Origin of the sequence: Ruminococcus sp. Marseille-P6503 (genome assembly GCF_900604945.1) — a bacterium.
In the GTDB taxonomy this organism is placed as follows: domain Bacteria; phylum Bacillota; class Clostridia; order Oscillospirales; family Ruminococcaceae; genus FB2012.
The window spans coordinates 664,272-687,892 of record NZ_UWPB01000001.1 but is presented as its reverse complement, the minus strand read 5'-3'; the positions used below and the strand labels follow the sequence as shown (position 1 = coordinate 687,892).

Here is a 23,621-nt window from a genome sequence, read left to right as displayed (position 1 = left end):
CGGCAGCCTCCTTTTAAGGTTAATTTTTTGCCTTTTCTCCTCTTATATCCTCCGCTATCCGGGCGATCCTGGCAAGCCTGTGGTTCGCTCCCGATCTGGATATAGGAGGGTCCAGAGCCTGACCAAGCTCGTTCAGATTAAAATCGGGATTATCGTACCTTATTCTCGCTATTTCCTGAAGACTTTCAGGAAGCGAACCAAGACCGATCGTTTCGTCTATAAGCTCAATATCCGCTATCTGCCTTTCAGCCGCTCTCAGCGATTTTTCAATATTGGCGTTATCGCAGTTGACAGCGCGGTTTATCTTATTCCGCATATCCTTCATTATCTTAACGTTCATAAGCTCCAGGGACGAATTGGTAGCTCCCATAAGCGTAAGCAGATCGATTATATTTTCGGATTCCTTTATATATACGATTTGTGAACTTTTGCGTTCCGTCTGCTTTGCAAGTATCCCGTAATTATCAAGCAGCAGAAGCCCGAAATCGTTGCAAAGCTGAATGTCCGGCATGACAAATTCCATATGATATTTTTTCTCGGGATTGTTTACCGAGCCGCAGGCAAGAAATATACCCGCGATAAGCTGAGGATAGTATTTCTTTTTCGGAAGATCGGCTTCAGTGAGCCGTCTTGAAGAATCCATTCTGAAATATTTAAGCAGCACAAGCCTGTTGTTCTCTCCCGATATTTCCAGTCTGTAGAGAATGACCTCGTTTTTCTTTCCGGTTTGCGACGCTGCGACCGCGTTGTCATCGCCGCATATCCTGCGGCAGTTAAGCGAAAAAAAATCGGCAACGGATTTATGCTCCGTAAGAAAAACTATCTCACGGTCGCTGAGAATATTGCAGAAAACAAGTATTCCCATCAGGCATACGTCCGCCTTTGCCTTAGAATTTATTCTGTCAAGTATTTCTTCCTTTGCATGATATGAAAACGACTGCTTCTGCATTATATAGCTCCTACCGCCTTAATGTTTATCAATATCCCTGTGCGATACCCTTACCTTGTGTCCGCTCTCCTTCAAATGCTTTGCCATCGCCTCGGCAAAGGTCACGCTTCTGTGCTTTCCGCCCGTACATCCGAAGGCTATCACAAGCTGAGATTTTCCTTCCCGCTCATAAAGCGGAATAAGAAAATCCACAAGCTCGGCAAGCTTTGCGTAAAGCTGCTTTGCTTCGTCAAACTTCATTACATAGCCCGATACCTCGTCGGACAGACCAGTTTTATCCTTAAGCTCCGGTATGTAATAAGGATTAGGCAGACATCTTACGTCGAATATAAGATCTCCCTCGCTGAAGGCGCCGAATTTAAAACCGAAGGAGCGCACGTCTATCCTCATATGATCCTCTCCCGGCTCAAGGAACATGGAATACATTCTTTCCCGGAATTCCCCCAGCGACGTGGAGGAAGTGTCGATATAATAATCCGCCACCGCCTTGACCGGAATCAGTATCTGCCGTTCAGTTTCTATCGCCTTTCTGATGTTGCCGTATGAAATCTCGTCAAGAGGATGCTTTCTGCGGGTTTCCTTATAGCGCCGCACGATTACGTCGTCCGCCGAATCGAGAAAAAGTATTTTCAGATTTACATGAGCGGCTTTAAGCTGGGTTATGGTATCGTTAAGCTTTAAAAACAGATCTCCGCCTCTGATATCTATTACAAACGCAACCTTCTCAATCTTTCCGTCAGACTGCGAGCATATGTCGGCAAACTTTGCTATCAGCTCCGGCGGCATATTGTCAATGCAATAATAGCCGATATCCTCCAGAATATTGACCGCGCTTGATTTCCCAGATCCCGATAAGCCCGTCACAATTAAGAACTGCATACGCTTTTCCTCCAGTTTAATCAGTTTCTTTGCCGTATGGAATTATCCTTACTTCACATTCAAGAAAATATCCGGTTTTTTCAAAAACCGTCTGCTGAACCTTTTCGATAAGCCGCTTTATATCCTCCGAAGTGGCGTTTCCCGTATTTATAACAAAGCCGCTGTGCTTTTCGGAAACCCGCGCTCCGCCTATGCTTACTCCCTTCAGTCCGCAGTCCTGAATAAGCTTTCCGGCAAACTGCCCCTCGGGTCGCTTAAAGGTAGACCCCGCGTTAGGATACTCAAGAGGCTGCTTTTCCCTGCGCCTTTTCATAAGCTCGTTCATTCTCGCTTCTATTTCTGATTTTTCAGCCTTATGTAGCTTGAAAACGGCTTTTGTTATAATACTGTTCCTGCGCTGAAAAACGCTGGTCCTATAGGAAAGCTCCATTTCTTCCTGTGAATATTCTCTGATATTTCCGTCTGCGTCAACAGCTCTTGCGGACTGTATCACATTCTTTATTTCTCCGTCGTAGGCTCCGGCGTTCATATATACCGCTCCGCCTACCGTACCGGGTATGCCGTAGGCAAACTCAAGCCCGCCCAGAGAGTTATCCAACGCAAAGCGGCACAGCCTGATGAGAGGACAGCCGGCCTCGGCTTCAACAGTCACGCCGTCGACAAGCCGTATTTCTGAAAATTCGTTTCCCATAAGAAACACCGCTCCGTCAAAGCCTCTGTCGTCGCACAGCATATTTGAACCCTTTCCGATAACCATAGTTCTCAGCCGGTTTTGATTGCTGAACTTTATCAGCTCGGCAAGGGAGCTTTCGCTGTTGATCTCTATTATAACGGGACACTCTCCGCCTACTTTGAAGGTAGTGAAATCCCTTAGCTTTCTGTTGATCAGTATTCTGCATCCAAGCTTGCGCGCAAGGACACAAAGCTGTTCCGTATTCATCTGATTGACCAAACCCTTCTTTTAAAGATACCGCGTATCCGGAATAATTTCATTACAATAAAGCCGTCAGATACCGATATCTCCCCGCTTGGCTGTTATATATTCCCTTACGCGCTCCCATTCGGCGTTTATTACAAGCTTTTGCGGAAAATCCAGCTCCTCCAGAATATCGGAGGCAGACGGGATCTGACCTATAGACTGACAGAAATGACAGTCCGAGTCCACAGTAACGGCAACCTCGTATTTTTTGCAGAGCTTCAGCAGTTCATAGCTGTTGCGGCGGGAACCTTTTTTGTTGTTTATGGAGCTTTCATTTATTTCAACAAGCTTGCCGTACTCCCTGAATTTCTTAACGCAGCGCTCCATATCAAAAGGAAACATATCGGTAGTGCAATGACCGATCACATCGATATAAGGATTTTCGCAAACGGCGAGATACGCCTTTGTATGGTTTTCCGCCGATGAAGGCTCATAAGTCCACTTGTGCATGGAGGCGACTACCCATTCCAGTTTTGAAAGCAGCTTTTCGTCAGCGTCAAGATTTCCGCAGTCGTCAACAATATCCGCCTCTATTCCTCTGAGCACCGTAACGCCGCCGATTCTTCTCGGAAGCGCTTTCAGATTTTCAAAATGCCATACGTGAGGAGAGTCGGGCATATTCATTGCATGATCGGTCATCGCTATCGCTTTAAGACCATATTTTTCCGCCCAAACGCAGTTTTCCGAAACAGTGGAATACGCGTGGGTAGAGGCTATGGTATGGGTATGAAGATCCGCTTGAATTATCATCTCTCTTTTCACTCCGTTACTTGATTTTAACGTCAGACCGCGTCCCAGTTCTTTACAGTATCCTTGTTATCCATCTGAAGCCCCAGATTGTTGAGCAGCTCCTGAGCCGCGTTGTATCCCATCTTCTTCTGACGGTTATTCATTGCGGCAACCTCGAGAATAACCGCAAGATTACGTCCCGGCTTGATAGGTATAGTAAGACTCGGAACCTTTACGCCCAGAATGGTCGTATACTGATTGTCTACTCCCATTCTGTCGTAAAGCTTTTCGCTGTCCCATGGCTCAAGCTCAACGATCAGATCTATCTTCTCCGTGACCTTAACGGCTCCCATACCGAAAAGACGGCGGGTATTTATTATACCTATTCCTCTAAGCTCCAGAAAATGCCTGATGTTGTCAGGTGAAGAGCCCACAAGGCTGGAGCTTGATACTCTGCGTATTTCTACCGCGTCATCGGCGACAAGACGGTGACCTCTTTTTACAAGCTCGATAGCAGTTTCTGATTTTCCGACTCCGCTTTCTCCGACGATAAGTATTCCCTCGCCGTAAACCTCTATCAGCACTCCGTGACGAGTAATTCTCGGAGCAAGCTTAACGTTGAGAAACGATATGAGAGAAGCGATAAAGGCAGTAGTGCTGTCCTCAGTACGCGCGATAGGGACTTCGTATTTTTGAGCGATCTCAAGCATTTCCGGATAAAGCTCATGACCTCTCGCCACAACAAACAACGGTATTTTTGTTGCAAAAAGCGCGTCTATACGCTGACGGCGCGTCGCTTCGTCCAGAGAAGCCAGATACGCAAACTCCATATTTCCGCAGATCTGGGTACGCTCCGCGTTGAAATACTCGTAAAAGCCCATCAGCTGAAGTCCCGGACGGTTACAGTCGTTGTCCGAAATGAGCAGCTCCGACGGATCCTTGGGAGCATAAACGATTTCCAGCTTCAGCTCGTCTGCGATCTTGGCAATTGAAACGGTAAAAATCTCTGCCATGGTTTTCATTCCTTTCAGTATTATATTATATGTTTATAAGTCCTTTTTTAAACATTTCCTGAGCGGCAAGCATAACGCCCGCCTTGCCGGAGGGATAGGTTATTCCGCCCTGAAGCCACGCGGCAAACGGCTCTCTTATCGGCGCGTCCGCCGACAGCTCTATTGAAGCTCCCATTGTAAACGCTCCCGCGGCCATTATGACCTTACTGTCATAGCCGGGCATATCCCAAGCCTCGGGAACAGCATAGCTGTCTACGGGAGAGCCCTTCTGTATACCCTGACAGAAAGCCGTAAGGTTATCCTCATTTTCCAGCAGTATCGAAGCGATTATATCGGTTCTTTCCTCTCCGCTTTCGGGAAGCGTCCTGTAGCCCAGCTTTTCAAAGAAGCGGCAGGCAAAAACAGAGGTTTTCAAAGCCGCCTCAACTGTCTGAGGAGCGAGGAAAAAGCCAAGATACATCTCTCTGTTCTGTCCCAGGGAGCAGCCCACCTCTTTGCCCATTCCCACACAGGTAAGTCTGTCGGCGCACTTTTCCACAAGCTCCGCTCTGCCGCATATATATCCGCCTGTAGAAGCTATTCCGCCTCCCGGATTTTTTATCAGAGAGCCGATGATCAGATCCGCACCGACAGAAAGAGGCTCCCGCTTTTCAACAAATTCGCCGTAGCAGTTATCCACCATAACGATTATATCAGGATTGGCTTTCTTTGCGGCCTCCGCCATTTTTCCTATAATATCCACAGTAAAGGACGGACGAAGCGAATATCCTCTTGAACGCTGAATGTACGCTACCTTGGCCTTTGGAGCAAGGCGAGCTATGGCGTCATAATCCGGATATTTATCGTCAACCAGATCAGCCTGGATATAATTCACTCCGAAATCCTTCAGCGAGCCGTTTCCTTTTTCGCCTCTTATTCCGATTACCTCCTCAAGGGTATCGTAGGGCTTGCCGGTCATTGAAAGCATTGTATCGCCCGTTCTGAGTACCCCGAAAAGCGCGGTAGAAAGAGCATGGGTCCCGTTTACAAAGGTATGCCTTACAATTGCGTCCTCTCCGCCGAAAGCGTCGGCAAAGACTTTATCGAGGGTATCTCTTCCCATATCTCCGTAACCGTAGCCTGTCGTGCCTTTAAGGCAGCCCTCGCTCACTTTATTTCTGATGAACGCCGACAGAACCTTTCTGCCGTTGTATTCGGCGGTATCCTCGATCCTGCCGAACATTTCCGCGCATTCCTCCTGCGCTTTTTCAGCAATACCCAGTATTTTTTCGTCTATATCAAAAAAGCTATCTGTCATTATCGGTTTTCCTCTCTAAAACATAATCCGCGGCAGCTTCCTTGAAGCCTATTTCTTCATAATAGCTTACTCTGTGAGGACGGGCAAACAGCCGTACGGAAAACCCGTCAGCGGTCAGTCTTTCGCCTATCCAATACAGAAGATTTCTCGCGTGAAGCTTTCCTCTCTCCGCTGGGACAGTAGCGACGTGTCCCACAAGAGCGACGCCGTCTATTATATATTGTATCGTCGCGGTAGTATAATTTCCCAGCAGAAACGACTGCGACAAACCTCTTCTTATCCTGTGGGAGGTATCGGTCAGCCAAAGCTCGTAAGAGCCCGCAAGATCGGGAAAGCTTTGCCGCAGAATTTCAAAAACATCGTCAAGTCTCGGAAGCTCGTCCACCTGCATATCAGGCAGGGAGTTCATTGCCGCGAAATGAAATTCAGTGCGTCTGTCGGCATAGTAATCGTCTGAAATATATCCGGCAACCATCTGCGCCAGCTCCGGCTCAAGCTCCACTGAAAGCGGCTTGTTCAGTCTTATAAATCCCGCGATCTCCTCCGCCGTTTTCTCATCAGTCAAGGCGTTGCGGCAGGTTGAAATAAGCATCGCGGAATTAAATATACATATCAGACCCAGGCAGGAACCGTTACGGCCGATACTGAAAAATCGCAGAAAATCGTATTTTGTCCCGTAAGCCTGAAAATGCGATTTGATTCTTCTGGTATAGTGATTCGGCTTCAGCCTGTCAAGCAGCGCTGAATCAACGTCATATGTCCGTTTTATCATCTTTCATGGATCCTGTCGATAAATTTTTTTGCCAGCAGATATGAGTTCTCCAAATCCTCATATGCAATAACACAATACGGAGTATGAAGGTACCTGCACGGAAGCGAGATCGCCGCCGTTCTTACGCCTCCGTGGGATACATGGATCGCTCCCGCGTCGTTTCCTCCGGCAACCATTGATTTGGTCTGGCATGGAATATCCAACTCCTCAGCCGTTTTAAACGCAAGGTCATAAAGCTCCTTATCATAAATGGTATGCCTGTCCATAAACGAAACTACCGGCCCTTTTTTCAGAGCGCATACCCTTTTTTCCTCCGACGCAGACGGAACGTCGGCTGCCGTAGTAGCTTCCAGCACCAACGCGGCGTCGGGATTTACGGCATACGCAGCGCAGGCGGACCCTCTGAGCCCTATCTCTTCCTGAACCACAAAGGTAAAATAGGTATCATATTCAAGCTCATCTCTGATAAGCTTCAGCATTACCGCGCAGCCTGCCCGGTCGTCGATAGCCTTTGAAGCCAGCAGACCGTCGCCAAATTCGGTAAACTGCGAAGAAAAACACACGCTGTCACCCGGGGAAACCAGCTTTGAGGTTTCTTCTCTGCTGTCCGTACCGACATCCACGGTCATTGCTTCAAAAGGCGCTGATTTCTTTCTCTCCTCGGCTGTAAGATTATGCACCGCCTTTCCCCCAATAACACCGCATATCCTGTTTTTACCTATTTCCACTCTTCTGCCGAAAACCGCTCTCGGATCGATCCCGCCCACCGGAGAAATCTTTAGCGTTCCGTCGGCGTTGATGTAGGTGACTATCATTCCGACCTCGTCCATATGAGCGGAAACCATTACTCTTTTGCCGGAAGTCCTCCTGCCCTTTTTAAAAGCTATTATGCTGCCGAGATTATCTTTCTTATATTCCGCTATGCCGTCCAGCTGAGAGCATATATAATCAGCAACGGTTACTTCGTCGCCGGAAATACCGTTAATTCCACAAAGCGTTTTCAGCTCGTCAAGCATTGATATCACCTGCGCTTTCCAAAAATTCCGCAATAAGCGCCGCCGAATTTTCAATATCCGCAATATCGACGATCTCCGCGGGAGTGTGCATATGCTTTTCAGGTACGGATACCGTTACGGTCATGACTCCGCTGCGGGAAACTCCTATAGCGTCCGCATTTGTGCCTGTAGTTCCGCTCATAACCTCAAGCTGATACGGAATACCTTTTTCTTTTGCAATATCAATCATTCGGCGCGACATTGCCGAAGAAAGCGACGGGGCAATTCCTATCATGGGACCGCCGCCCAAAACTCCGCAGTTCTCTTCCTGCTCGCCGTAAGTTTTCGCAAAGGAAACGTCGATAACTACAGCCATATCCGCATTCACAGTATATGCTCCGGTTTTCGCCCCACGCTCTCCGGTCTCCTCCTGAGCAGAAAGCATTGCGCAAACGTTAAAAGCGGTTTTCCTGTTCTTTATAAGCTCCAGAGTTTTCAGGACAACAGCCGCGCCGGCACGGTTATCAAGAGCCTTAGACGTGACCCTTCCGCCGCACAGCCTGTTCAGTCCTGTTTCGATAAGCGCCCGATCTCCCGGACGTATCAGCTTTTCCGCCCGTTCCTTCGGCATTCCCACATCAATATAAATATCGTCGACGGAAACAGCCGCGGTATTGTCCTTTTCAAGGTGAGGCGGCGTTGAAACAACGATACCTGTCAGCCTTTCACGTCCGTAAACCGTGACGCGCTGAGCCAGAAGCGCTCTGCCGTCGATTCCTCCGCAGGCGGCAGCCTTTAAAAATCCCTCATCGGTTATATAGGTAACGATCATTCCTATCTCGTCAATATGAGCATCAAGCAGGATCGTCGGTCTGGCTTCGTCAAAGCTTCCCGCTTTACAGAAAACCGTTCCGGTAACAGGACAGACCTTTACCTCTCCGTATTCCTTTAAAAGTCCTGCCGCTGCCTTCGCCGCCTGCCGCTCACTGCCAGAAACTCCGCAAGCGTCGGTAAGGCGGGATAAAATCTCAACAGTATCCATCATAAATATATTTCCTTATAATCAAAGTTCATTTACAAGCTGCTTGAAGTGATTTCCTCTCTCTTCAAACATACGGTACATATCAAAGCTTGCGCAGGCCGGAGAAAGGGAAACTATATCGCCGCTCTCCGCATAGTCGTGAGCCGCATTGACAGCCTCCTGCATATTATTTACCCTTACGATCTTAGGCTCTCCTTTTTTATAAAGCGGAGAGGACGTTACCGCGTCCTGAATCTTCTGGGCGGTTTCTCCCATCAGGATAAGCGCCTTGCACTTTCTGCAGATTTCATCAGCCATCGGCTCAAAGGAAATTCCCTTATCGGAGCCGCCCTGAATAAGTATCTGTTTCTGGTCAAAGGAGGCAAGGCAAGCGAGAACCCTCGTAGGGCTGGAAGCGATCGAGTTATTGTAATATCTCACTCCGTCAAGCTCTCTTACAAATTCTATACGGTGCTCAACTCCGTTGAATTCCTTTGCTACCTTTCTGACGGTTTCCGCCTTGACCGCGCCCCAGACAGCCGCTATAGCGGTAAGGTAATTTTCAACGTTGTGCATTCCCGGGATACGTATATCCTTCATATCCAGAATTTCCGTAACTTTTCCCCGGTCGCTGTAGCAAAGTATACCGTTTTCATTCAGAAAGCTTCCGTTTTCAACCTTTTCACGTCTGCTGAAATACGCAAGGTCTCCCCTTACAAGCCCGCTCAGATTTCTTGCGGTTTCGTTGTCCCAGCTTAGAACGGTTCTTGAAAAGGCGTTCTGGTGCCGAAGGATATTGCATTTAGCGTCTATATATTCCTCCATAGTGCCGTGTACGTTAAGATGATTCGGTGTGATATTTGTAATAACCGCTACGTCCGGAGAGCTTCTCATGGAAATAAGCTGAAAGCTCGAAAGCTCCACAACGGCGGCGTCCGATTCAGAAATGGTTTCAACTATAGGCAGCAGCGCCTTTCCTATATTGCCGCCTATATGTACTCTTCTGCCTTCTGCTTTGAGAAGCTCGCTGATAATAGTAGTGGTAGTGGTTTTACCGTCCGAACCGGTAACTCCGTAAATTCTGCAGGGACACAGCTCAAAGAATACCTCCATTTCGGAAGTTATAACTATGCCCGCTTTTCTCGCTCTTGTCAGCGTTTCGTCATTGTAATACATTCCCGGCGTTCTGAAAACTATATCACAGCTGAAAATAGCGTCAAGATAATTTTCGCCGAGCGAAAACTCAGCTCCCCTGGCGGAAAGCTCCTCGTACAGATCGGGATCAAAATGATCCTCGTCCTTTTTATCGCATATAACAACGCTTATGCCCTTGGAAAGAAACAGCTTGATAAGCTCCGTATGACTTACGCCGACGCCTATAAACGCTGTTTTTTTATCTTTAATAGATGTAAAAAATCTCTGTGCTTTAGTCATAATCCAATCTCCTAACAGTCACATTATGTTGACGTATAATGATTTATTCTGAAATTACAGAACGCACACCTATACTATTTTATTATATAACAATTCCAAAGAAAACGCAAGCGTTTTTACAGGTAAATTGCTGATACGCGTAAAAGAAAAATATCAGGTCGTCCTCGGTTACCGGCTTTTCGCCATAATTATTTGCAATAAAACAGGCGGTCATACGGCCGCCTTGTGTGCTTGTATTGATTTATATCCGCCAGAGAGTATGAAAAAAACAAATTTGCCCGGTCAGGATCATGAGCCGCATTTTCCTCCGCCGCAGGAATGTGAACCGCATTCGCGGGATTCCCCGTGAGAATGATGCGTGCACATAAAATCAGGATTGAATACAAGGCTGCCTGCAAGCAGGTCGTTTACCGCCTTATCGCAATCACCAGAAACTCCGCAGTACAGAGTAATGCCTGCCTGAGCCAAAGCCGTTTTAGCGCCGCCGCCGATTCCGCCGCATATAAGCGCGTCAACTCCGTTCTGTGCAAGAAATCCAGCCAAAGCTCCATGACCGCTTCCGTTTGTATCCGTAATTTCCGAAGCCCTGATACTATTATCCTCAATCTCATAAATTTTGAACTGCTCCGTATGACCGAAGTGCTGGAATACCATTCCGTTCTCATAGGTTACCGCAATTTTCATAACAACATTTCCTTTCAATTATGCTATAGTTTTCCGCGATGACAACAGCTTTTGATTCTGCATTCAGGTCTTAGCTTCGGACATACGGTTACATCTCCTCCGTCTATCACGATGCTTTTGCCGTTTACAAGCGCGTCGGCAAGCTTTTTTCTGGCAGATTCATACATTCTTGTAACGGTAGGACGGGAAACTCTCATTCTAAGAGCGCACTCCTCCTGCGACAGACTTTCGTAGTCAAGCAGTCTTACCGCCTCATATTCGTCATATCCTATCACAACGGATTTTCCGGCGCCGTTCCCAACCGGCTCAAACCTGCATATAACAGGCTTTGAGCAAATATGTCTGCACTTCTGCGGCCTTGGCAAAGCAAATCCCCCTCTGCAATCATCAGATAAATTATAGCACTGTTTTGAACATATGTCAATAACTCAAGGAGTTTTTTACGTCATCACTTTTATATGCCGATCATTACGGACAGTATACGAAAAACCTACCTGCAAAACTGAGTAAAACATACAGCCGGCAAAATGCTGTTACAACAAAATAAATGCCGTCAAAAGCCTGCTTCAAGGCTCCGTACGGCATTATTACCGATAAGAAAATCCGTTATCCGTAATGTCATACAATCAGCGGTATGCCCTCATTTCATCCATCTTTTTTCTGAGTATATCAAAAGCCTCCTCCGGATCGTCGGTTTCCAGAACAGCCTTCTCCATCGGGCACATACCGGTTTTTGATCTGTTTTTGATGTAGGGAACAAGCCTGTTATACTCAACGGGTATATTATTGCCCTCCAGAACCTTCAACGCGTGTCCGCTGATAATTTCGGCATACGCTTCCTTCACATTGCCGAGAACGAGCAGCAGCGCCGACGACTTTCCTATTACCTTATCGGCCGCCGAAGCCCCCTCTAAAAATTCCGGCTCGTTTCCAAGTATATCTATAACAGGAGCGACTCCTTTAGACTGAGATGTAATAACATACTCGTTTTTGACCACGCAGAATGTGTTGCCGTCCTCAGACAGCAGACTTCTGGCTCTTTCTAAATCTTGAGTCAAGATAACCGCTCCTTTCAAGCGAATAAATCAATGCGGGAATAAAAATCAGCTGAATAGCGATTCCGTAAATTCCGGTAACTGCCGCCTGAATAGCCATAACGGCGGCAACGCCCTTAACGTTAAGTACCTCCGCGGCAAAGAACAGCGAACCTGCGTATACAAGCCGTCCGAATATCATGGAGCTTATAAGGGAAATATATATTCCGCCTTTTCTGCGTCTTAAACCTAAGGTATTATAAAGCAAGCCGCTCATAAATCCGTAAGCCGCCAGCTCTGCAATCATAAACGGCAGTCTGGCGGAATCGGGCATTCCTGTCAGAAGCGAGCTTATAACGGGAGCAAACGCGCCGATGCAAATCCCGAACACAGGCCCCAGCGCAAAGCCGCTTAAAAGCACCGGAATATGCATAGGAAGAAAGACCTGACCCGACTGTGGGATTCCGGTCAGATGAAACGCCTGAGGCAAAAGTATAGCAAAAGCTATCATCAGTCCGCCGCAGGTGATTTTTCTAGCAGTCATATTAATGACCATATCCCCCGAAGCAGCACCCTATAATCAAGGCTTTACACGCCGCTTCGGAGAATATGAACCTCCTTTTTTGTATTTATGTGTGTTGGAGAAAATTCAGATAAAGCTTCTTCCGATACCGCTTCGGATAAGCCTGCTATTTATAACACAGTCCGTCAAGCTGACTCTGAAGCTTTTTGAGATCGCTTCTTATCTGAAGCTTCTGAGGGCAGGCTTTTTCACACTTTCCGCATGAGATACAGTTCTTGGCTTTCTGAGCCTCGTCCATATCGTGTTCCCACTGCCACTTGGTAGAATTTACATTCTCATATATTCCGTATGTATTCCATATCTTGAAATTACGCGGTATATTTACTCCGGCAGGACACGGCATACAATAATTGCAGCCTGTGCAGCCGTTGTTCACTCTTGCCTCAAGCAAGCCGGCGATTCGCTCTACGGCAGCCTTTTCCTCATCGTTCAGAGGTTTGAAATCGGTAAAGGTTTCAAGATTATCCTTTACCTGAGATTCATCAGACATTCCGCTGAGGATAACCTTTACATTAGGCAGAGAGCCTACCCATCTCATTGCCCATGAGGCGGTTGAAGCTGAAGGATCAAGCTTTTTGAACTCCGCTGTAATATCGTCCGGAAGAACGGCAAGAGAACCGCCCTTGACAGGCTCCATTATCACAAGAGGCACTCCGAGCTTTTCGGTCAGCTCATAGCCTCTGATGCCCGCCTGCTCGCCGGTATCCATATAGTTAAGCTGAATCTGGCAGAAATCCCATTTGCGGTAAGTCAGGATCTCTTCGAAGACCTCATAGCTGTCATGGAATGAAAAGCCAAGGTATCTTATTTTTCCGTCAGCTTTGAGTTTTTCACAAAATTCAATAACGCCAAGCTCTTTCATCTTCCGCCATGTATTAATATTGAGAGAATGAAGCAGGTAGAAATCCACATAATCCTTGTTCAGCCGTTCCAGCTGAGAATCAAACAGCTTTTCGGCGTCTTCCAGAGAATTCACCTGCCAGCAGGGCAGCTTTGTGGCAAGAAAATACGAATCTCTGGGATATTTTCCGAGGACTCTGCCGACAAACGGCTCGCTGTCTCCGTTATGATACGGATAAGCTGTATCTATGTAGTTTACTCCTGCAGCGATTGCATCGTCAATCATTTTTTCAGCAGTCTTTTCATCTATCGCGCCTTTAGGATCTGTGGGGAACCGCATACAGCCAAAACCAAGCAGCGAGGTTTCGATTCCAAGACCGGACATTAAACGCTTATCAACCATAAAAACTTCCTCCCAAATAATATATTTCATTTATTATACCGACATACTTAACAAATTTCAAGCGTTATAAAAGCATATTTTTGTTACTTTTCTTTGTAATGATTAAATTATTGCAATAACATTTAACGCGCCAATACAAAAAGCGTGTCTGGATAAAACCAAACACGCTCAGGACAAAAATCGGAATACAGCCGCCCTGAACAAGCGGAGCAGTAAAATAAATCCGATGTTTTTTCAGAAAAGCCCGCGGTTTAAAGCTGGTGGATTACAAATATCTCGTATATGCTCTTAACTGCGGCGTCAAAATCCTTTTCCTCTACTCCTACGATAATATTAAGCTCGCTGGAGCCCTGGTCTATCATCTTTACGTTGACGTGCGCATGGGCAAGAGCCGAGAAAATTCTGCCGGCGGTTCCCCTATTTGACTTCATGGCCCTGCCTACGACTGCAATAAGCGCAAGGTCGGATTCGATCTCGATGGAATCAGGGTGAACATTTCTGTGCAGGCCGCTGAGTATCTCCTGCTCCTTAGGTTCAAATTCCGCCTGATGGACAATGACGCTCATAGTATCAATTCCGGAAGGCATATGCTCGAATGAAATACCGTTCTTTTCAAACACTTCAAGCACCTTTCTGCCGAAGCCAAGCTCGCTGTTCATCATATCCTTTTCGATATTGATAACTGTAAAGCCCTTCTTTCCGGCAATTCCCGTAATGGTGAACGGCGGCTTCTGACAGGTGCTCTCGACAATCATCGTGCCGTGATCAAGAGGAGCGTTGGTATTCTTGATATTGATAGGGATTCCAGCCTTGCGGACAGGGAAAATAGCGTCCTCATGAAGAACGGTCGCTCCCATATACGAAAGCTCTCTCAGCTCCTTGTAGGTGATAGTAGTAATGGGGAGAGGGCTGTCGATAATTCTGGGGTCAGCGATCAGAAAACCGGAAACGTCCGTCCAGTTTTCATAAAGATCCGCACTGACCGCCGCGGCGACTATAGAGCCGGTAACGTCCGAACCTCCGCGCGAAAAGGTTTTGATAGTATCGTTCGGCATAGAGCCGTAAAAACCGGGAACTACCGCCCGTTCGATCCCCGCGAGCCTGGAGGAAAGCACTTCGTTGGTACGCTCAGCGTCAAAAACGCCCGAATCGTTAAAGAAAATAACGTCGGCAGCGTCAACGAACTCATATCCGAGATATTTGGCAAGTACGATTCCGTTAAGATATTCGCCTCTTGAAGCCGCGTAATCTCTGCCGGCTTTACCGATGAAGCAGGCTTTGATAGTAGTAAATTCATCCTCAAGCGAAAGCTTCAGTCCCAAATCGTTAATGATACCGTAATATCTGTCCTTGATAAGATCAAATTCCTCATCAAAATTCCTGCCCTTAGCCGCCAGATCATAGCAGGCATAGAGCATATCGGTTACCTTTGTATCGGCGGAGTATCTTTTTCCGGGAGCGGACGGAACAACATAGCGCCGCGAATCCTCAGCCCTTATAATATCTCCTACCTTTTTGAACTGCTCGGCGCTTGCAAGCGAGCTGCCGCCGAATTTAACAACCTTTGTCAAAGCACTCAATCCCCTTACACACATATAAATTATTTCCTGTAAACAAGTACTTTTTAATTATATATATTTTTTATAGTCAAGTCAATGTGCAATTCAGCTAAATTTGTGTTAATTTTTTGTGTACGTTTGTGAAATACGATTGTATTTGTCAGGCGTACATTTACAGCTTGTTTTCTGTTCTTGACAAATGCTTTTTAAGATGTTATAATTATTGCGCAGCTTTTGTTATAAGCTGTAAATTTAGTTTGAAGGAATGATGAGAATGCGCAGATAATCCTGCTTTTGTTTAAAACCGCAAAGAGCTACGGCGGAATAGCTTTCCGTCTTATTTTTGCGTATGCAGGATAAATGCGTGTTCCCGTGACTATATATCATGATATGCGTCCGTAACGGTACGGGTGCGTTTTCTTTGATTGTGACCGCAGGACATAATTTTCCTGCGGTCATATATTTTTTAGGAGAGTGATATATATGTCTTTAATTAAAGTATCCAACCTAACTTTCGGATACGATGGAAGCGCGGATAATATTTTTGAAAACGCCTGCTTTCAGATAGATACCGACTGGAAGCTGGGATTCACAGGACGAAACGGCAGAGGAAAAACAACCTTCCTGAAGCTTCTTCAGGGCTGCTATGAATACCGCGGAACAATTTCTGCTTCCGTTGATTTTGAATACTTTCCGTACAGCGCGGATCCTGAGGCGCTGACCGAAGATGTTATCCTACGGACGGCTCCCCATGCCGAAAGCTGGGAAATATACAGGGAGCTTTCTATGCTGGACGTATCCGACGACGCGCTTTACAGGCAGTTCAAAACGCTTTCAAACGGGGAACGAACCAAGGTTATGCTGGCGGCAATGTTTCTGCGTGAAAACGCCTTTCTGCTGATTGACGAGCCTACCAATCATCTTGACGCGGAAGGCAGAAGAAAAACTGCGGAATATCTGAAGCGCAAAAAGGGATTTATTCTTGTTTCCCATGACAGGGATTTTCTCGACCTCTGCACGGATCATATCCTTTCAATAAATAAGCATACTATTGAAATACGCAGAGGCAGCTTTTCCGCATGGCTCAGAGATAAAGAACTGAGGGACAGCTTTGAGGCAGGAGAAAATGAAAAGCTCAGAAAAGAAATAAAACATCTTGAAAAGGCGTCAAGACGCGCCGCCGAGTGGTCTGAAAAAGCCGAAAGCCGCAAAATAGGCTTTGACCCTGCAAAGACGGAAAAAAGCTTAAACAGACGGGCATATGAGGGAGCGAAGTCCAAAAAGGCTATGTCCCGTTCAAAAGCGATAGAAAAAAGGCAGAAGTCGTATATAGAGGAAAAATCAAAGCTTCTGAAAGACCTTGAAACCGCGGAGGATCTGAAAATAACACCGTTGAAATACCATTCAAACAAGCTTTTGCAGCTTGAAAACGTCTGTATTTTCTATGACGGAAGGGCGGTATGCAGGGACGTAAGCTTTACCGTTGAGCAAGGACAGGCCGTATCCCTGCGAGGAGCGAACGGCTGCGGAAAGTCAAGTATTCTGAAGCTTATATGCGGCGCCGACATAAAGCATAGCGGCAGGATCATCAGAAACGGCAGTCTTAAAATATCATATGTACCCCAGAGCTCGGAACACCTGTCCGGAAGTCTTGATGATTACGCGGAGAATCTGGGTATTGACAGAAGCCTGTTCAAAGCCGTATTAAGAAAGCTGGATTTTTCCCGCGGACAGTTTGATCAGCCTATTGAACGCTACAGCGGCGGACAGAAGAAAAAAGTTCTTATTGCAGGAAGCCTTTGTCAGCAGGCTCATCTTTATATATGGGACGAGCCGCTGAACTATATAGATGTGCTGTCAAGGATCCAGATCGAAAATCTGCTGGCCGAATACCGTCCCGCTATACTTTTTGTAGAGCACGACGCCGCCTTCTGCAGAAAGATAGCAGGCAAAACCGTTGATATCGTCAAAGCCTGACGGTCGGCATCTTCTTAAAAAACTTCCTGAATGTGTTGGTTTGATGAAAAATCCTTTCGGCGCATTGACAAAACAGCAATACCCTTGTATAATAAACAGTGTTGACAATCAGCACTGTTTATTTTGATATAAGGGGAAATTTATATGAATACAGATGAAAAAGGAAGAATAGAAAATGAAATAATCGCGCTTCTATATGAAGTATACACATCAGACGCTTTCCGCTCATTGATAGAGCTTTGTCAGGGGGAAGCAATGGTACTCATATATCTTAACGATGAAAAAAAGACAGTTAATCCCGCGCAGATAAGCAAGGAGCTTGATATTTCACGGCAGAGAGTAACCTCTATTCTGTCCGCTCTCCGCAAAAAAGAGTATATAAGCATGGAAATCTGTGAAACCGACCGCAGGCGCATGAATGTTAAAATAACGCAGAACGGCGCGGAATATATTTCCGCCAAAATAAAAAAAGGCGAAAAATACTTTGATATCCTCATTGAAAAGATGGGAATAGAGAATATCATGAACTTTGTCAGACAGCTTAATACGGCTGCAAAGTATCTTGACGGTCTTTCCGATTGAAGCTATATCCGATGTGAAGGAAAATATTTTTAGAACGGTGGCGAGGTCCGTGCCATTTATCCTTCATATTTCCTGCCTGTTCAGACCAATATAAACGGGCGCTGAAAACGCACGGACAAAACGCATGAATATTTACAGAGAATTTGAAAAAATCAGTCTTTACCGAGGCGGCAGCAAAGCGATCTCCTCTATTGGAAACGACGGAATAACCGCTGAACTGACCTATTCTCAGACAAAAAAGCTTATCGGTGAATACGCCGACAGACTTTCATCTCTGGGAATCAGGGCAGGCGACAGAATTGCCATTGCCGGAGAAAGCTGTCCTGAATGGAATATTGCCTTTATGTCGGCGGCAAAGCTTGAATGTACCTCGGTTCTTATCGACGCTTCCCTGCCCGGCTGTGAAATAATAAACCTGATAGAAAAAGCGCAGGTCAGATGCGTTCTGGCTTCGCCAAGGGTTTACGGAACTATAAGCGCCGTAAATAATGTTCCGATTCTTGACATAACGGATAAACTGTCATTTTTTAAGGACAGCAGCGTTTCCGCGGGCAAGGTCTGCGAAAACGCCGATAAAAAGGTTGCAGTAATTATATTTTCCTCAGGAACGACCAAAACCGCCTCCGGCATAATGCATTATCACGATACTGTTATTAAATCAGCGCGTATGTGTATCGACGCAAATAAGCTCAGCGGAAAGGATCGTTATCTTGGTATCCTTCCTAACAGCCATATTTACGGACTGTTCGCTCAGGTAATAGCTCCTATGCTTACGGGCGCTCAGGTAGGCTTTGTACAATCGCTTACCGCTCAGGGGCTTACCAGCGCGTTTTCATGCTTTAAGCCTACGGTGATTCCCGCTGTGCCTAAAATTTACGATCTGCTTAAAACGCAGATTCAGAAAAAGATCGAAAGCGATAAAAAATCTGCGATTCTGTACAAAACTGCATTTCCTCTGTGTTTGAAAATAAGAAAGGTTTTCGGAATAAATCTCGGAAAAAAGCTTTTCAAGCGTATACACGACGCTTTCGGCGGCGAGGCAAGAATACTCTGCTCAGCCGGCTCGCCTATGTCAAAGGAAACCTGTGAATTTTATTTCGGAACAGGCTTTAATATACTTAACTCCTACGGCGCTACTGAAACCAACATTCCCACTATAGGCAACTACGGAAAAAATATTACCGTCAGCTCCGCGGGAAAGCCGTATCCTGACGTCAAGCTGAAAATTGCGCCCAGCGGAGAGCTGCTTCTCAAATCTCCGTATTTTATGAAGGGCTATTTTAACGACGAAGCCGCAGACAAAGAAGCCTTTACTAAGGACGGATGGTTCCGCACGGGAGATCTCGGCGAATTTGACAAGCACGGTAATGTTGTCATTCTCGGAAGATGCAAGGAAAATATCGTGCTGGCTACGGGGAAAAAAGCGGCTCCGGACGATATTGAAAAGGCGTATAAGGGCATCGCCGGAGTAGAGGAGCTTGTAGTATGCGGAATCCCGGTTGAGGACGGAAGCTTCGATACAGTTCACGCCTTTGTAGCTGCCGACCCGATTTATCATGCTTCTATTTACGAGGAGCTTATGAAGCGCAGCTCATCTCTTGCCGCGGCGATGAAGCTTTCAGGCATACATTTTGTAGAAAGCATACCTAAGACATCCTTACAGAAACCTAAGCGGTACCTGCTTAAAAAGCTGGTGCTTGAGGATAAGCTTGATACTCTTAATGATAATAAAAAATCCGTCAGAACAGACAGTACGGATATTGCTCAGCTGGTTATAAACGCAGTTGCAAAGGCAGGAAACGTATCTCCTTCGGCAGTTAAAATGAGTACAAAATTTCTCAGGGAATACACTATTGACTCGCTTTCTGCCGTAGAGCTTGCCCTTGAGATAGAAAGCTTCAGCGGAGTCAGGATAGACGATGCCATCGACAAGGACATGACCGTGGCAAAACTTATAGGTCTGATACAAAACCCTAAAATGATAAAGCGCACGTCCATAAAATCAATTATTTATCCCCTCGATAAATCGGCGATCGACTATAAAATATACCGCTTTTACAGAAATCTTGTACGCACCTTTTACAAAGTAAAAATAAAGAACGATTCGGTTCTTCCGGAGGACAGAGGTTATATAATCTGCGCCAATCACGTTTCAAACTTTGATTATCTGTATATTACCCAGAATTTCAAACGTGAAAGGTTCAATAAATTTTGCTGCATGGCAAAGAAAGAGCTGTTCAAAAACAAATTTATAAACAGACTTATGATAAAGGTCGCAGGAATGGTTCCCGTTGACAGAACGGGCTCGGCGGGCGACGCTATTAACGCCCTGAAAGAAAAATTAAAGGACAGCTGGGGCGTTCTGATCCATCCGGAGGGCACAAGAAGCAAGGACGGAAAAATAGGAAAATTTAAAAAAGGCGCGGCATTGCTTTCAATTGAAACCAAATCGCCGATAGTCCCCGCCTACATCAAGGGCGGACATGAGATATATCCGCCGAATAGAAAGCTTCCGCATCTTTTCAACTGGAAAAAGCTAAAAAAATACGATGTTGAAGTAATATATGGCGAGCCTATAGATCCTGAGGGAATGACTCCCGAAACGCTTACCGCAAAAGTGCAGAAGGCTGTAGAGACGCTTGCCGAAAAAACCAAAAATACCGTTGAAAAATCAAAGAAGCTAAAAAAAACTAAAAGCAAGCGTAAAACGAAGAAAAGGCATTCACGGAATTAAAGCAGTATAAATATGGCGGACATAAAAAGTGTCCGCCATATTTTTGATAATATAATAAATACCTCATGCAAAGAATCACATACGAAGATCCTATACAGAAGCCGCGGCTGTCGCGGCAGGAATTTCATAAACACATTTACGCTATACTATTCTTTTATTTTTATTCCCAGAAGCAAGGAAAGCTCCAGAGCCTGCATAGGAGAAACCTCCGCTCCTCTCAGCTCAGAAAAGCTGTCTGAAATCTTTATGCCCGAAAGCTGACAGTCTGAAAAATCTACGCCTTTCAAAGAGGTTTTGAAAAAAGCTGTGCCTATGAACCTGCTGCTTCGCGGAACAAAGCCTTTCAGAGTACAGCCGGAAATCTCGCTTCCGCTGAAATCGCAGTCCTGCACGCATACATTTTTTACGGCGGATTTATCAAAAACCGCGTAGGCGCACATACAGCTTTTAAAAAGTATTTCCTTAAATACCGAAGCGGAAAAATTCGCTCCTGTTAATTTTGAGGAGATTATTTCACATCGGCAGAAATAGCTGTCGCCGCCGTCGCAGTTTGAAAGCTCACACCCTTTGAACACGCAGTCGGAAAAGGAAGTCCTTTCAAAGGAGCTGCCTCCGAACCGGCAGTTTTCAAAGCTGCACCCTGAAAAGGAAAGATAGGATAAATCCTCATATTCAAGATAAGTATTTTTGAAAAAAATCCCCCTGATTTCTTTATCGTTTTCCGACGACGCTTCTATCAGCTTCATCACATCACGGGGCAATTCAAGCGATGAGCTTATCACAGGCTTATCTAACTTCATACTGTTCTCCATGCGCAAAATCAAAATCAGGCGGAAAATTTTCGGCTATCACCGTTTTCGAGAATTTAAGAGCTTCTCCGATAAGCTCGGGCGTATTTGCCGTCCAGGTATAAAAATCCGCTCCGATATCCGCAGCCGCAAATGCCGATTCAAGCGAAACTGAACGCAGATCGCAGGCTATAAATCCGGGCTTTGATACCGCTTTCCATATTATCGGACGCGAAAAGACGAGTCTGGCAAAATAGCGGCTTCCCTTTTCACCCTTATGCGCTGAAATAAGCTGACCTCTGAAAACGTCAGGAGCGAAAAGACGAAACCAAAGCAAGGAAAACGGATTGAAGCTCTGAACCGCATAAGCTCCTTTATAGTCTTTGAGCAGATGATAAAGCCGCTTTTCCAGCGTCCATGCCGGCGCGCCGTTTTTGATCTCTATAAGCAGCGGAATCCTGCCGTTCACGAGCCTCAGCACCTCAGACAGCAGCGGAATCTTTTCGCCGCTGTCTTTAAGCGTAAAAGCCGAAAGCTGCTCATAAGTAAATTCAGAAAGCTCAGCGTCAACCGAACACATTCTCCTGAGATTACGGTCGTGAAACACTGCTATTCTGCCGTCCTTCGTCAGCCTTACATCAAGCTCTGCCGCAACGCCTTTATTAACCGCGTTTTCAAACGCCTTCAATGAATTTTCAGGAGCGCCGCAGCTGTGCAGCCCCCTGTGAGCAATATATTTACCGAAATCCATATTCTCAAAACCTTTCAAAGCATATACCTCAGCTGAATAAATTATACTATCTGTTCTTGCTTTTGTCAACTTGCTGCGTCTGATGCCGTCCCAATAATCAGTCCTGAAAACTGCGCTGCTATCAAGCTCTCGCATTTACAGGCAATTAAAAAGCATAATTTTGCTTGTTTTATTATCGCAACAATTTATTAATGAAAATCTTAAATATATTGTCACATAATAAACACATAAACCCTTTATAATGTATGTTGTATGTAAAAAGTTTTTATTTTCTTACAATGAAAGGATTTATAAATTATGCTGAAAAAATTTTCCGCCGCTGTACTGGCGATTTTTATGACCGTTTCTGTATTTACTTCCTGTGCAGATGAAACAACTTCAAGCTCTTCAAAGGCTGACGCTTCTTCTTCGTCAGCGGCAGAAGCTGTTTCTTCGTCTGACAGCAGCGCCGCGGAGGCTTCTGAAGCGTCCTTCACAATTGACGGCGAAAGCATTGATACGGAAGACCTGATAATCTGCACGATCGACGGAATAGACGTTGACTTTGATACCTTCAGATACTATTACTTCTATACCATCAATCTTTATACAAATAACTACGGCGCAAATCTGGACATTATCGCTCAGACCGACGGGGGCTTTGAGCTGCTTTTGGACGACGTCATAACTCAGCTGAAGCAGGAATATGTTACGCTTCATCTCTGTGAGGAAAACGGTATTGAGCTTGATGAGGACGACTACGAATTTGTCGAGGAAACCATTGCCTCCGCCAAAGAAAATTACGATACCGAGGAAGAATATATCGAAGCGCTTAAAAGTACATATCTGACCGAGGATCTGTATAGGCGCATGGTTGAGCTTTCACGTCTCTATGAAAAGGTAGAGGAAACTCTGCTTACCAACGAGGGTAAATACGCTACCACCAAAGAGGAATTCAGAGAGATCGTTCAGGATCCGGAGCAGTATGCGAGAGTCCGTCAGATACTTATTCCTTATCAGTGTCAGGCAGAAATCACCGACGAGGACACAAAGGACAGCTACGACGACATGACGCTTTCCGAAAAAATGACCGCCAAGCAGACTGCTTTCAGCGAGCTTTCGGAGGAAGAACAGAATACCGCCAAGGAAGCCGCCAAGAAGCTTGCGGAGGAGGTTCTTGAAAAAGCTCGGAGCGGCGAGGATTTTGACAGTCTGATAAAGGAATACGGTTGGGATCCCGGAATGGAAGCAGACAGTCAGGGCTATTATATGAACCGCAATTCCAATTATGTAGAGGAATTTATAAACGCCGGATTTGATCTTGAAGAAAATGAAGTAAGCGATCTTGTGGAATCTACCACCTACGGCTGGTTTATAATCAAGCGTCTGCCTATTGATATGGATTATGTAGAGGAAAATATAGAATCAATGATAATTGAATATGATTCTCCCGCAATATCGCAGCTTTATTCCGATATAATGGACGAAATGGAAGTAAGCTACAGCGAATACTATGATAAAATCACACCTGAAAGCATTACCTGATGTGAAATAACTGCTGTACAGCGCTGACATTTATAAAATAAAACAAAGACCGGACGGTACGCTTCTGTCCTGCAATAGCTTTGCAGAAAGAGCC

Annotated in this window: 22 protein-coding genes; 4 read left to right on the top strand and 18 right to left on the bottom strand. The window is 45.7% G+C overall.

All coding sequences use genetic code 11. The annotated features are described in order from the left end of the window. Positions 1 to 19: 19 nt before the first annotated feature. The 16 genes from whiA to EIH25_RS03170 all read right to left on the bottom strand — a co-directional run bounded on the left by whiA (position 20) and on the right by EIH25_RS03170 (position 15,183). Positions 20 to 949, bottom strand: a complete 930-nt coding sequence (gene whiA / locus EIH25_RS03245; protein ID WP_124098509.1) for a DNA-binding protein WhiA — start codon at positions 947 to 949, stop codon at positions 20 to 22. 18 nt (positions 950 to 967) lie between these two features. Further along, the gene (gene rapZ / locus EIH25_RS03240; protein ID WP_124098508.1) at positions 968 to 1,828 is read right to left on the bottom strand and encodes an RNase adapter RapZ; all 861 of its coding nucleotides are present in this window, start codon (positions 1,826 to 1,828) and stop codon (positions 968 to 970) included. A gap of 16 nt (positions 1,829 to 1,844) precedes the next feature. Continuing rightward, a complete protein-coding gene (gene murB / locus EIH25_RS03235; RefSeq protein ID WP_124098507.1) occupies positions 1,845 to 2,768 on the bottom strand; it encodes a UDP-N-acetylmuramate dehydrogenase in 924 nt (307 codons plus the stop codon). 66 nt (positions 2,769 to 2,834) lie between these two features. After that, positions 2,835 to 3,557, bottom strand: coding sequence for a phosphatase (locus EIH25_RS03230; protein ID WP_124098506.1), 723 nt, complete (start codon positions 3,555 to 3,557; stop codon positions 2,835 to 2,837). A gap of 32 nt (positions 3,558 to 3,589) precedes the next feature. Further along, entirely contained in the window at positions 3,590 to 4,549 is a 960-nt protein-coding gene (gene hprK, locus EIH25_RS03225; protein ID WP_124098505.1) for an HPr(Ser) kinase/phosphatase, read from the bottom strand. A 25-nt stretch (positions 4,550 to 4,574) separates the two neighbouring features. After that, complete coding sequence (locus EIH25_RS03220) at positions 4,575 to 5,846, bottom strand: methionine gamma-lyase family protein (protein WP_124098504.1); 1,272 nt, start codon at positions 5,844 to 5,846, stop codon at positions 4,575 to 4,577. Then, on the bottom strand, positions 5,836 to 6,618 hold the full coding sequence (locus EIH25_RS03215; protein ID WP_124098503.1) for a hypothetical protein: 783 nt from the start codon (positions 6,616 to 6,618) through the stop codon (positions 5,836 to 5,838). The genes EIH25_RS03220 and EIH25_RS03215 overlap by 11 nt, the downstream gene beginning before the upstream one ends. Next, positions 6,615 to 7,667, bottom strand: a complete 1,053-nt coding sequence (locus EIH25_RS03210) for a M42 family peptidase (protein ID WP_347561932.1) — start codon at positions 7,665 to 7,667, stop codon at positions 6,615 to 6,617. Before EIH25_RS03210 ends, EIH25_RS03215 begins: the two co-directional genes overlap by 4 nt. Then, positions 7,627 to 8,658: a M20/M25/M40 family metallo-hydrolase gene (locus tag EIH25_RS03205; RefSeq protein ID WP_124098502.1), complete on the bottom strand. Its 1,032-nt coding sequence runs from the start codon at positions 8,656 to 8,658 to the stop codon at positions 7,627 to 7,629. Before EIH25_RS03205 ends, EIH25_RS03210 begins: the two co-directional genes overlap by 41 nt. Positions 8,659 to 8,676: 18 nt before the next feature. Then, positions 8,677 to 10,068 (bottom strand): UDP-N-acetylmuramoyl-L-alanine--D-glutamate ligase, encoded by a 1,392-nt coding sequence (murD, locus tag EIH25_RS03200; RefSeq protein ID WP_124098501.1) that lies wholly within the window; start codon positions 10,066 to 10,068, stop codon positions 8,677 to 8,679. 288 nt (positions 10,069 to 10,356) lie between these two features. Continuing rightward, positions 10,357 to 10,752: a NifB/NifX family molybdenum-iron cluster-binding protein gene (locus EIH25_RS03195; RefSeq protein ID WP_124098500.1), complete on the bottom strand. Its 396-nt coding sequence runs from the start codon at positions 10,750 to 10,752 to the stop codon at positions 10,357 to 10,359. Positions 10,753 to 10,775: 23 nt separating this feature from the next. Continuing rightward, entirely contained in the window at positions 10,776 to 11,117 is a 342-nt protein-coding gene (locus EIH25_RS03190; protein WP_124098499.1) for a DUF134 domain-containing protein, read from the bottom strand. A 261-nt stretch (positions 11,118 to 11,378) separates the two neighbouring features. After that, positions 11,379 to 11,810: a DUF1893 domain-containing protein gene (locus EIH25_RS03185; RefSeq protein ID WP_164489140.1), complete on the bottom strand. Its 432-nt coding sequence runs from the start codon at positions 11,808 to 11,810 to the stop codon at positions 11,379 to 11,381. Further along, positions 11,770 to 12,330 (bottom strand): ECF transporter S component, encoded by a 561-nt coding sequence (locus tag EIH25_RS03180; protein ID WP_206425677.1) that lies wholly within the window; start codon positions 12,328 to 12,330, stop codon positions 11,770 to 11,772. Before EIH25_RS03180 ends, EIH25_RS03185 begins: the two co-directional genes overlap by 41 nt. 145 nt (positions 12,331 to 12,475) lie before the next feature. Then, a complete protein-coding gene (locus tag EIH25_RS03175; protein ID WP_124098496.1) occupies positions 12,476 to 13,612 on the bottom strand; it encodes an aldo/keto reductase in 1,137 nt (378 codons plus the stop codon). 251 nt (positions 13,613 to 13,863) lie between these two features. Further along, positions 13,864 to 15,183 carry an aspartate kinase gene (locus EIH25_RS03170; RefSeq protein ID WP_124098495.1) on the bottom strand — a complete coding sequence of 440 codons (1,320 nt, stop codon included), beginning with the start codon at positions 15,181 to 15,183 and terminating at the stop codon, positions 13,864 to 13,866. A gap of 471 nt (positions 15,184 to 15,654) precedes the next feature. Between EIH25_RS03170 and abc-f the strand changes: the two genes are divergently transcribed. From abc-f to EIH25_RS03155, 3 genes are all read left to right on the top strand, one after another. Further along, on the top strand, positions 15,655 to 17,148 hold the full coding sequence (gene abc-f / locus EIH25_RS03165) for a ribosomal protection-like ABC-F family protein (RefSeq protein WP_124098494.1): 1,494 nt from the start codon (positions 15,655 to 15,657) through the stop codon (positions 17,146 to 17,148). Positions 17,149 to 17,292: 144 nt separating this feature from the next. Further along, complete coding sequence (locus tag EIH25_RS03160; protein ID WP_124098493.1) at positions 17,293 to 17,730, top strand: MarR family transcriptional regulator; 438 nt, start codon at positions 17,293 to 17,295, stop codon at positions 17,728 to 17,730. A gap of 124 nt (positions 17,731 to 17,854) precedes the next feature. Continuing rightward, on the top strand, positions 17,855 to 20,464 hold the full coding sequence (locus EIH25_RS03155) for an AMP-binding protein (protein WP_124098492.1): 2,610 nt from the start codon (positions 17,855 to 17,857) through the stop codon (positions 20,462 to 20,464). 146 nt (positions 20,465 to 20,610) lie between these two features. Here EIH25_RS03155 and EIH25_RS03150 read toward each other — a convergent pair whose 3' ends face one another. Next, positions 20,611 to 21,264: a pentapeptide repeat-containing protein gene (locus EIH25_RS03150; RefSeq protein WP_164489139.1), complete on the bottom strand. Its 654-nt coding sequence runs from the start codon at positions 21,262 to 21,264 to the stop codon at positions 20,611 to 20,613. Further along, complete coding sequence (locus EIH25_RS03145) at positions 21,251 to 22,021, bottom strand: glycerophosphodiester phosphodiesterase family protein (RefSeq protein ID WP_164489138.1); 771 nt, start codon at positions 22,019 to 22,021, stop codon at positions 21,251 to 21,253. The genes EIH25_RS03150 and EIH25_RS03145 overlap by 14 nt, the downstream gene beginning before the upstream one ends. Before the next feature lie 279 nt (positions 22,022 to 22,300). Between EIH25_RS03145 and EIH25_RS03140 the strand changes: the two genes are divergently transcribed. Then, positions 22,301 to 23,527 carry a peptidylprolyl isomerase gene (locus tag EIH25_RS03140; RefSeq protein WP_124098489.1) on the top strand — a complete coding sequence of 409 codons (1,227 nt, stop codon included), beginning with the start codon at positions 22,301 to 22,303 and terminating at the stop codon, positions 23,525 to 23,527. The last annotated feature ends 94 nt before the right edge of the window (positions 23,528 to 23,621 follow it).

Bases quoted from the DNA above. Each gene is read 5' to 3' on its own strand.
- whiA (WP_124098509.1), bottom strand. From the start codon at position 949: ATGCAGAAGCAGTCGTTTTCATATCATGCAAAGGAAGAAATACTTGAC.
- rapZ (WP_124098508.1), bottom strand. From the start codon at position 1,828: ATGCAGTTCTTAATTGTGACGGGCTTATCGGGATCTGGGAAATCAAGC.
- murB (WP_124098507.1), bottom strand. From the start codon at position 2,768: ATGAATACGGAACAGCTTTGTGTCCTTGCGCGCAAGCTTGGATGCAGA.
- EIH25_RS03230 (WP_124098506.1), bottom strand. From the start codon at position 3,557: ATGATAATTCAAGCGGATCTTCATACCCATACCATAGCCTCTACCCAC.
- hprK (WP_124098505.1), bottom strand. From the start codon at position 4,549: ATGGCAGAGATTTTTACCGTTTCAATTGCCAAGATCGCAGACGAGCTG.
- EIH25_RS03220 (WP_124098504.1), bottom strand. From the start codon at position 5,846: ATGACAGATAGCTTTTTTGATATAGACGAAAAAATACTGGGTATTGCT.
- EIH25_RS03215 (WP_124098503.1), bottom strand. From the start codon at position 6,618: ATGATAAAACGGACATATGACGTTGATTCAGCGCTGCTTGACAGGCTG.
- EIH25_RS03205 (WP_124098502.1), bottom strand. From the start codon at position 8,658: ATGATGGATACTGTTGAGATTTTATCCCGCCTTACCGACGCTTGCGGA.
- murD (WP_124098501.1), bottom strand. From the start codon at position 10,068: ATGACTAAAGCACAGAGATTTTTTACATCTATTAAAGATAAAAAAACA.
- EIH25_RS03195 (WP_124098500.1), bottom strand. From the start codon at position 10,752: ATGAAAATTGCGGTAACCTATGAGAACGGAATGGTATTCCAGCACTTC.
- EIH25_RS03180 (WP_206425677.1), bottom strand. From the start codon at position 12,330: ATGACTGCTAGAAAAATCACCTGCGGCGGACTGATGATAGCTTTTGCT.
- EIH25_RS03175 (WP_124098496.1), bottom strand. From the start codon at position 13,612: ATGGTTGATAAGCGTTTAATGTCCGGTCTTGGAATCGAAACCTCGCTG.
- abc-f (WP_124098494.1), top strand. From the start codon at position 15,655: ATGTCTTTAATTAAAGTATCCAACCTAACTTTCGGATACGATGGAAGC.
- EIH25_RS03160 (WP_124098493.1), top strand. From the start codon at position 17,293: ATGAATACAGATGAAAAAGGAAGAATAGAAAATGAAATAATCGCGCTT.
- EIH25_RS03155 (WP_124098492.1), top strand. From the start codon at position 17,855: ATGAATATTTACAGAGAATTTGAAAAAATCAGTCTTTACCGAGGCGGC.
- EIH25_RS03150 (WP_164489139.1), bottom strand. From the start codon at position 21,264: ATGAAGTTAGATAAGCCTGTGATAAGCTCATCGCTTGAATTGCCCCGT.
- EIH25_RS03140 (WP_124098489.1), top strand. From the start codon at position 22,301: ATGCTGAAAAAATTTTCCGCCGCTGTACTGGCGATTTTTATGACCGTT.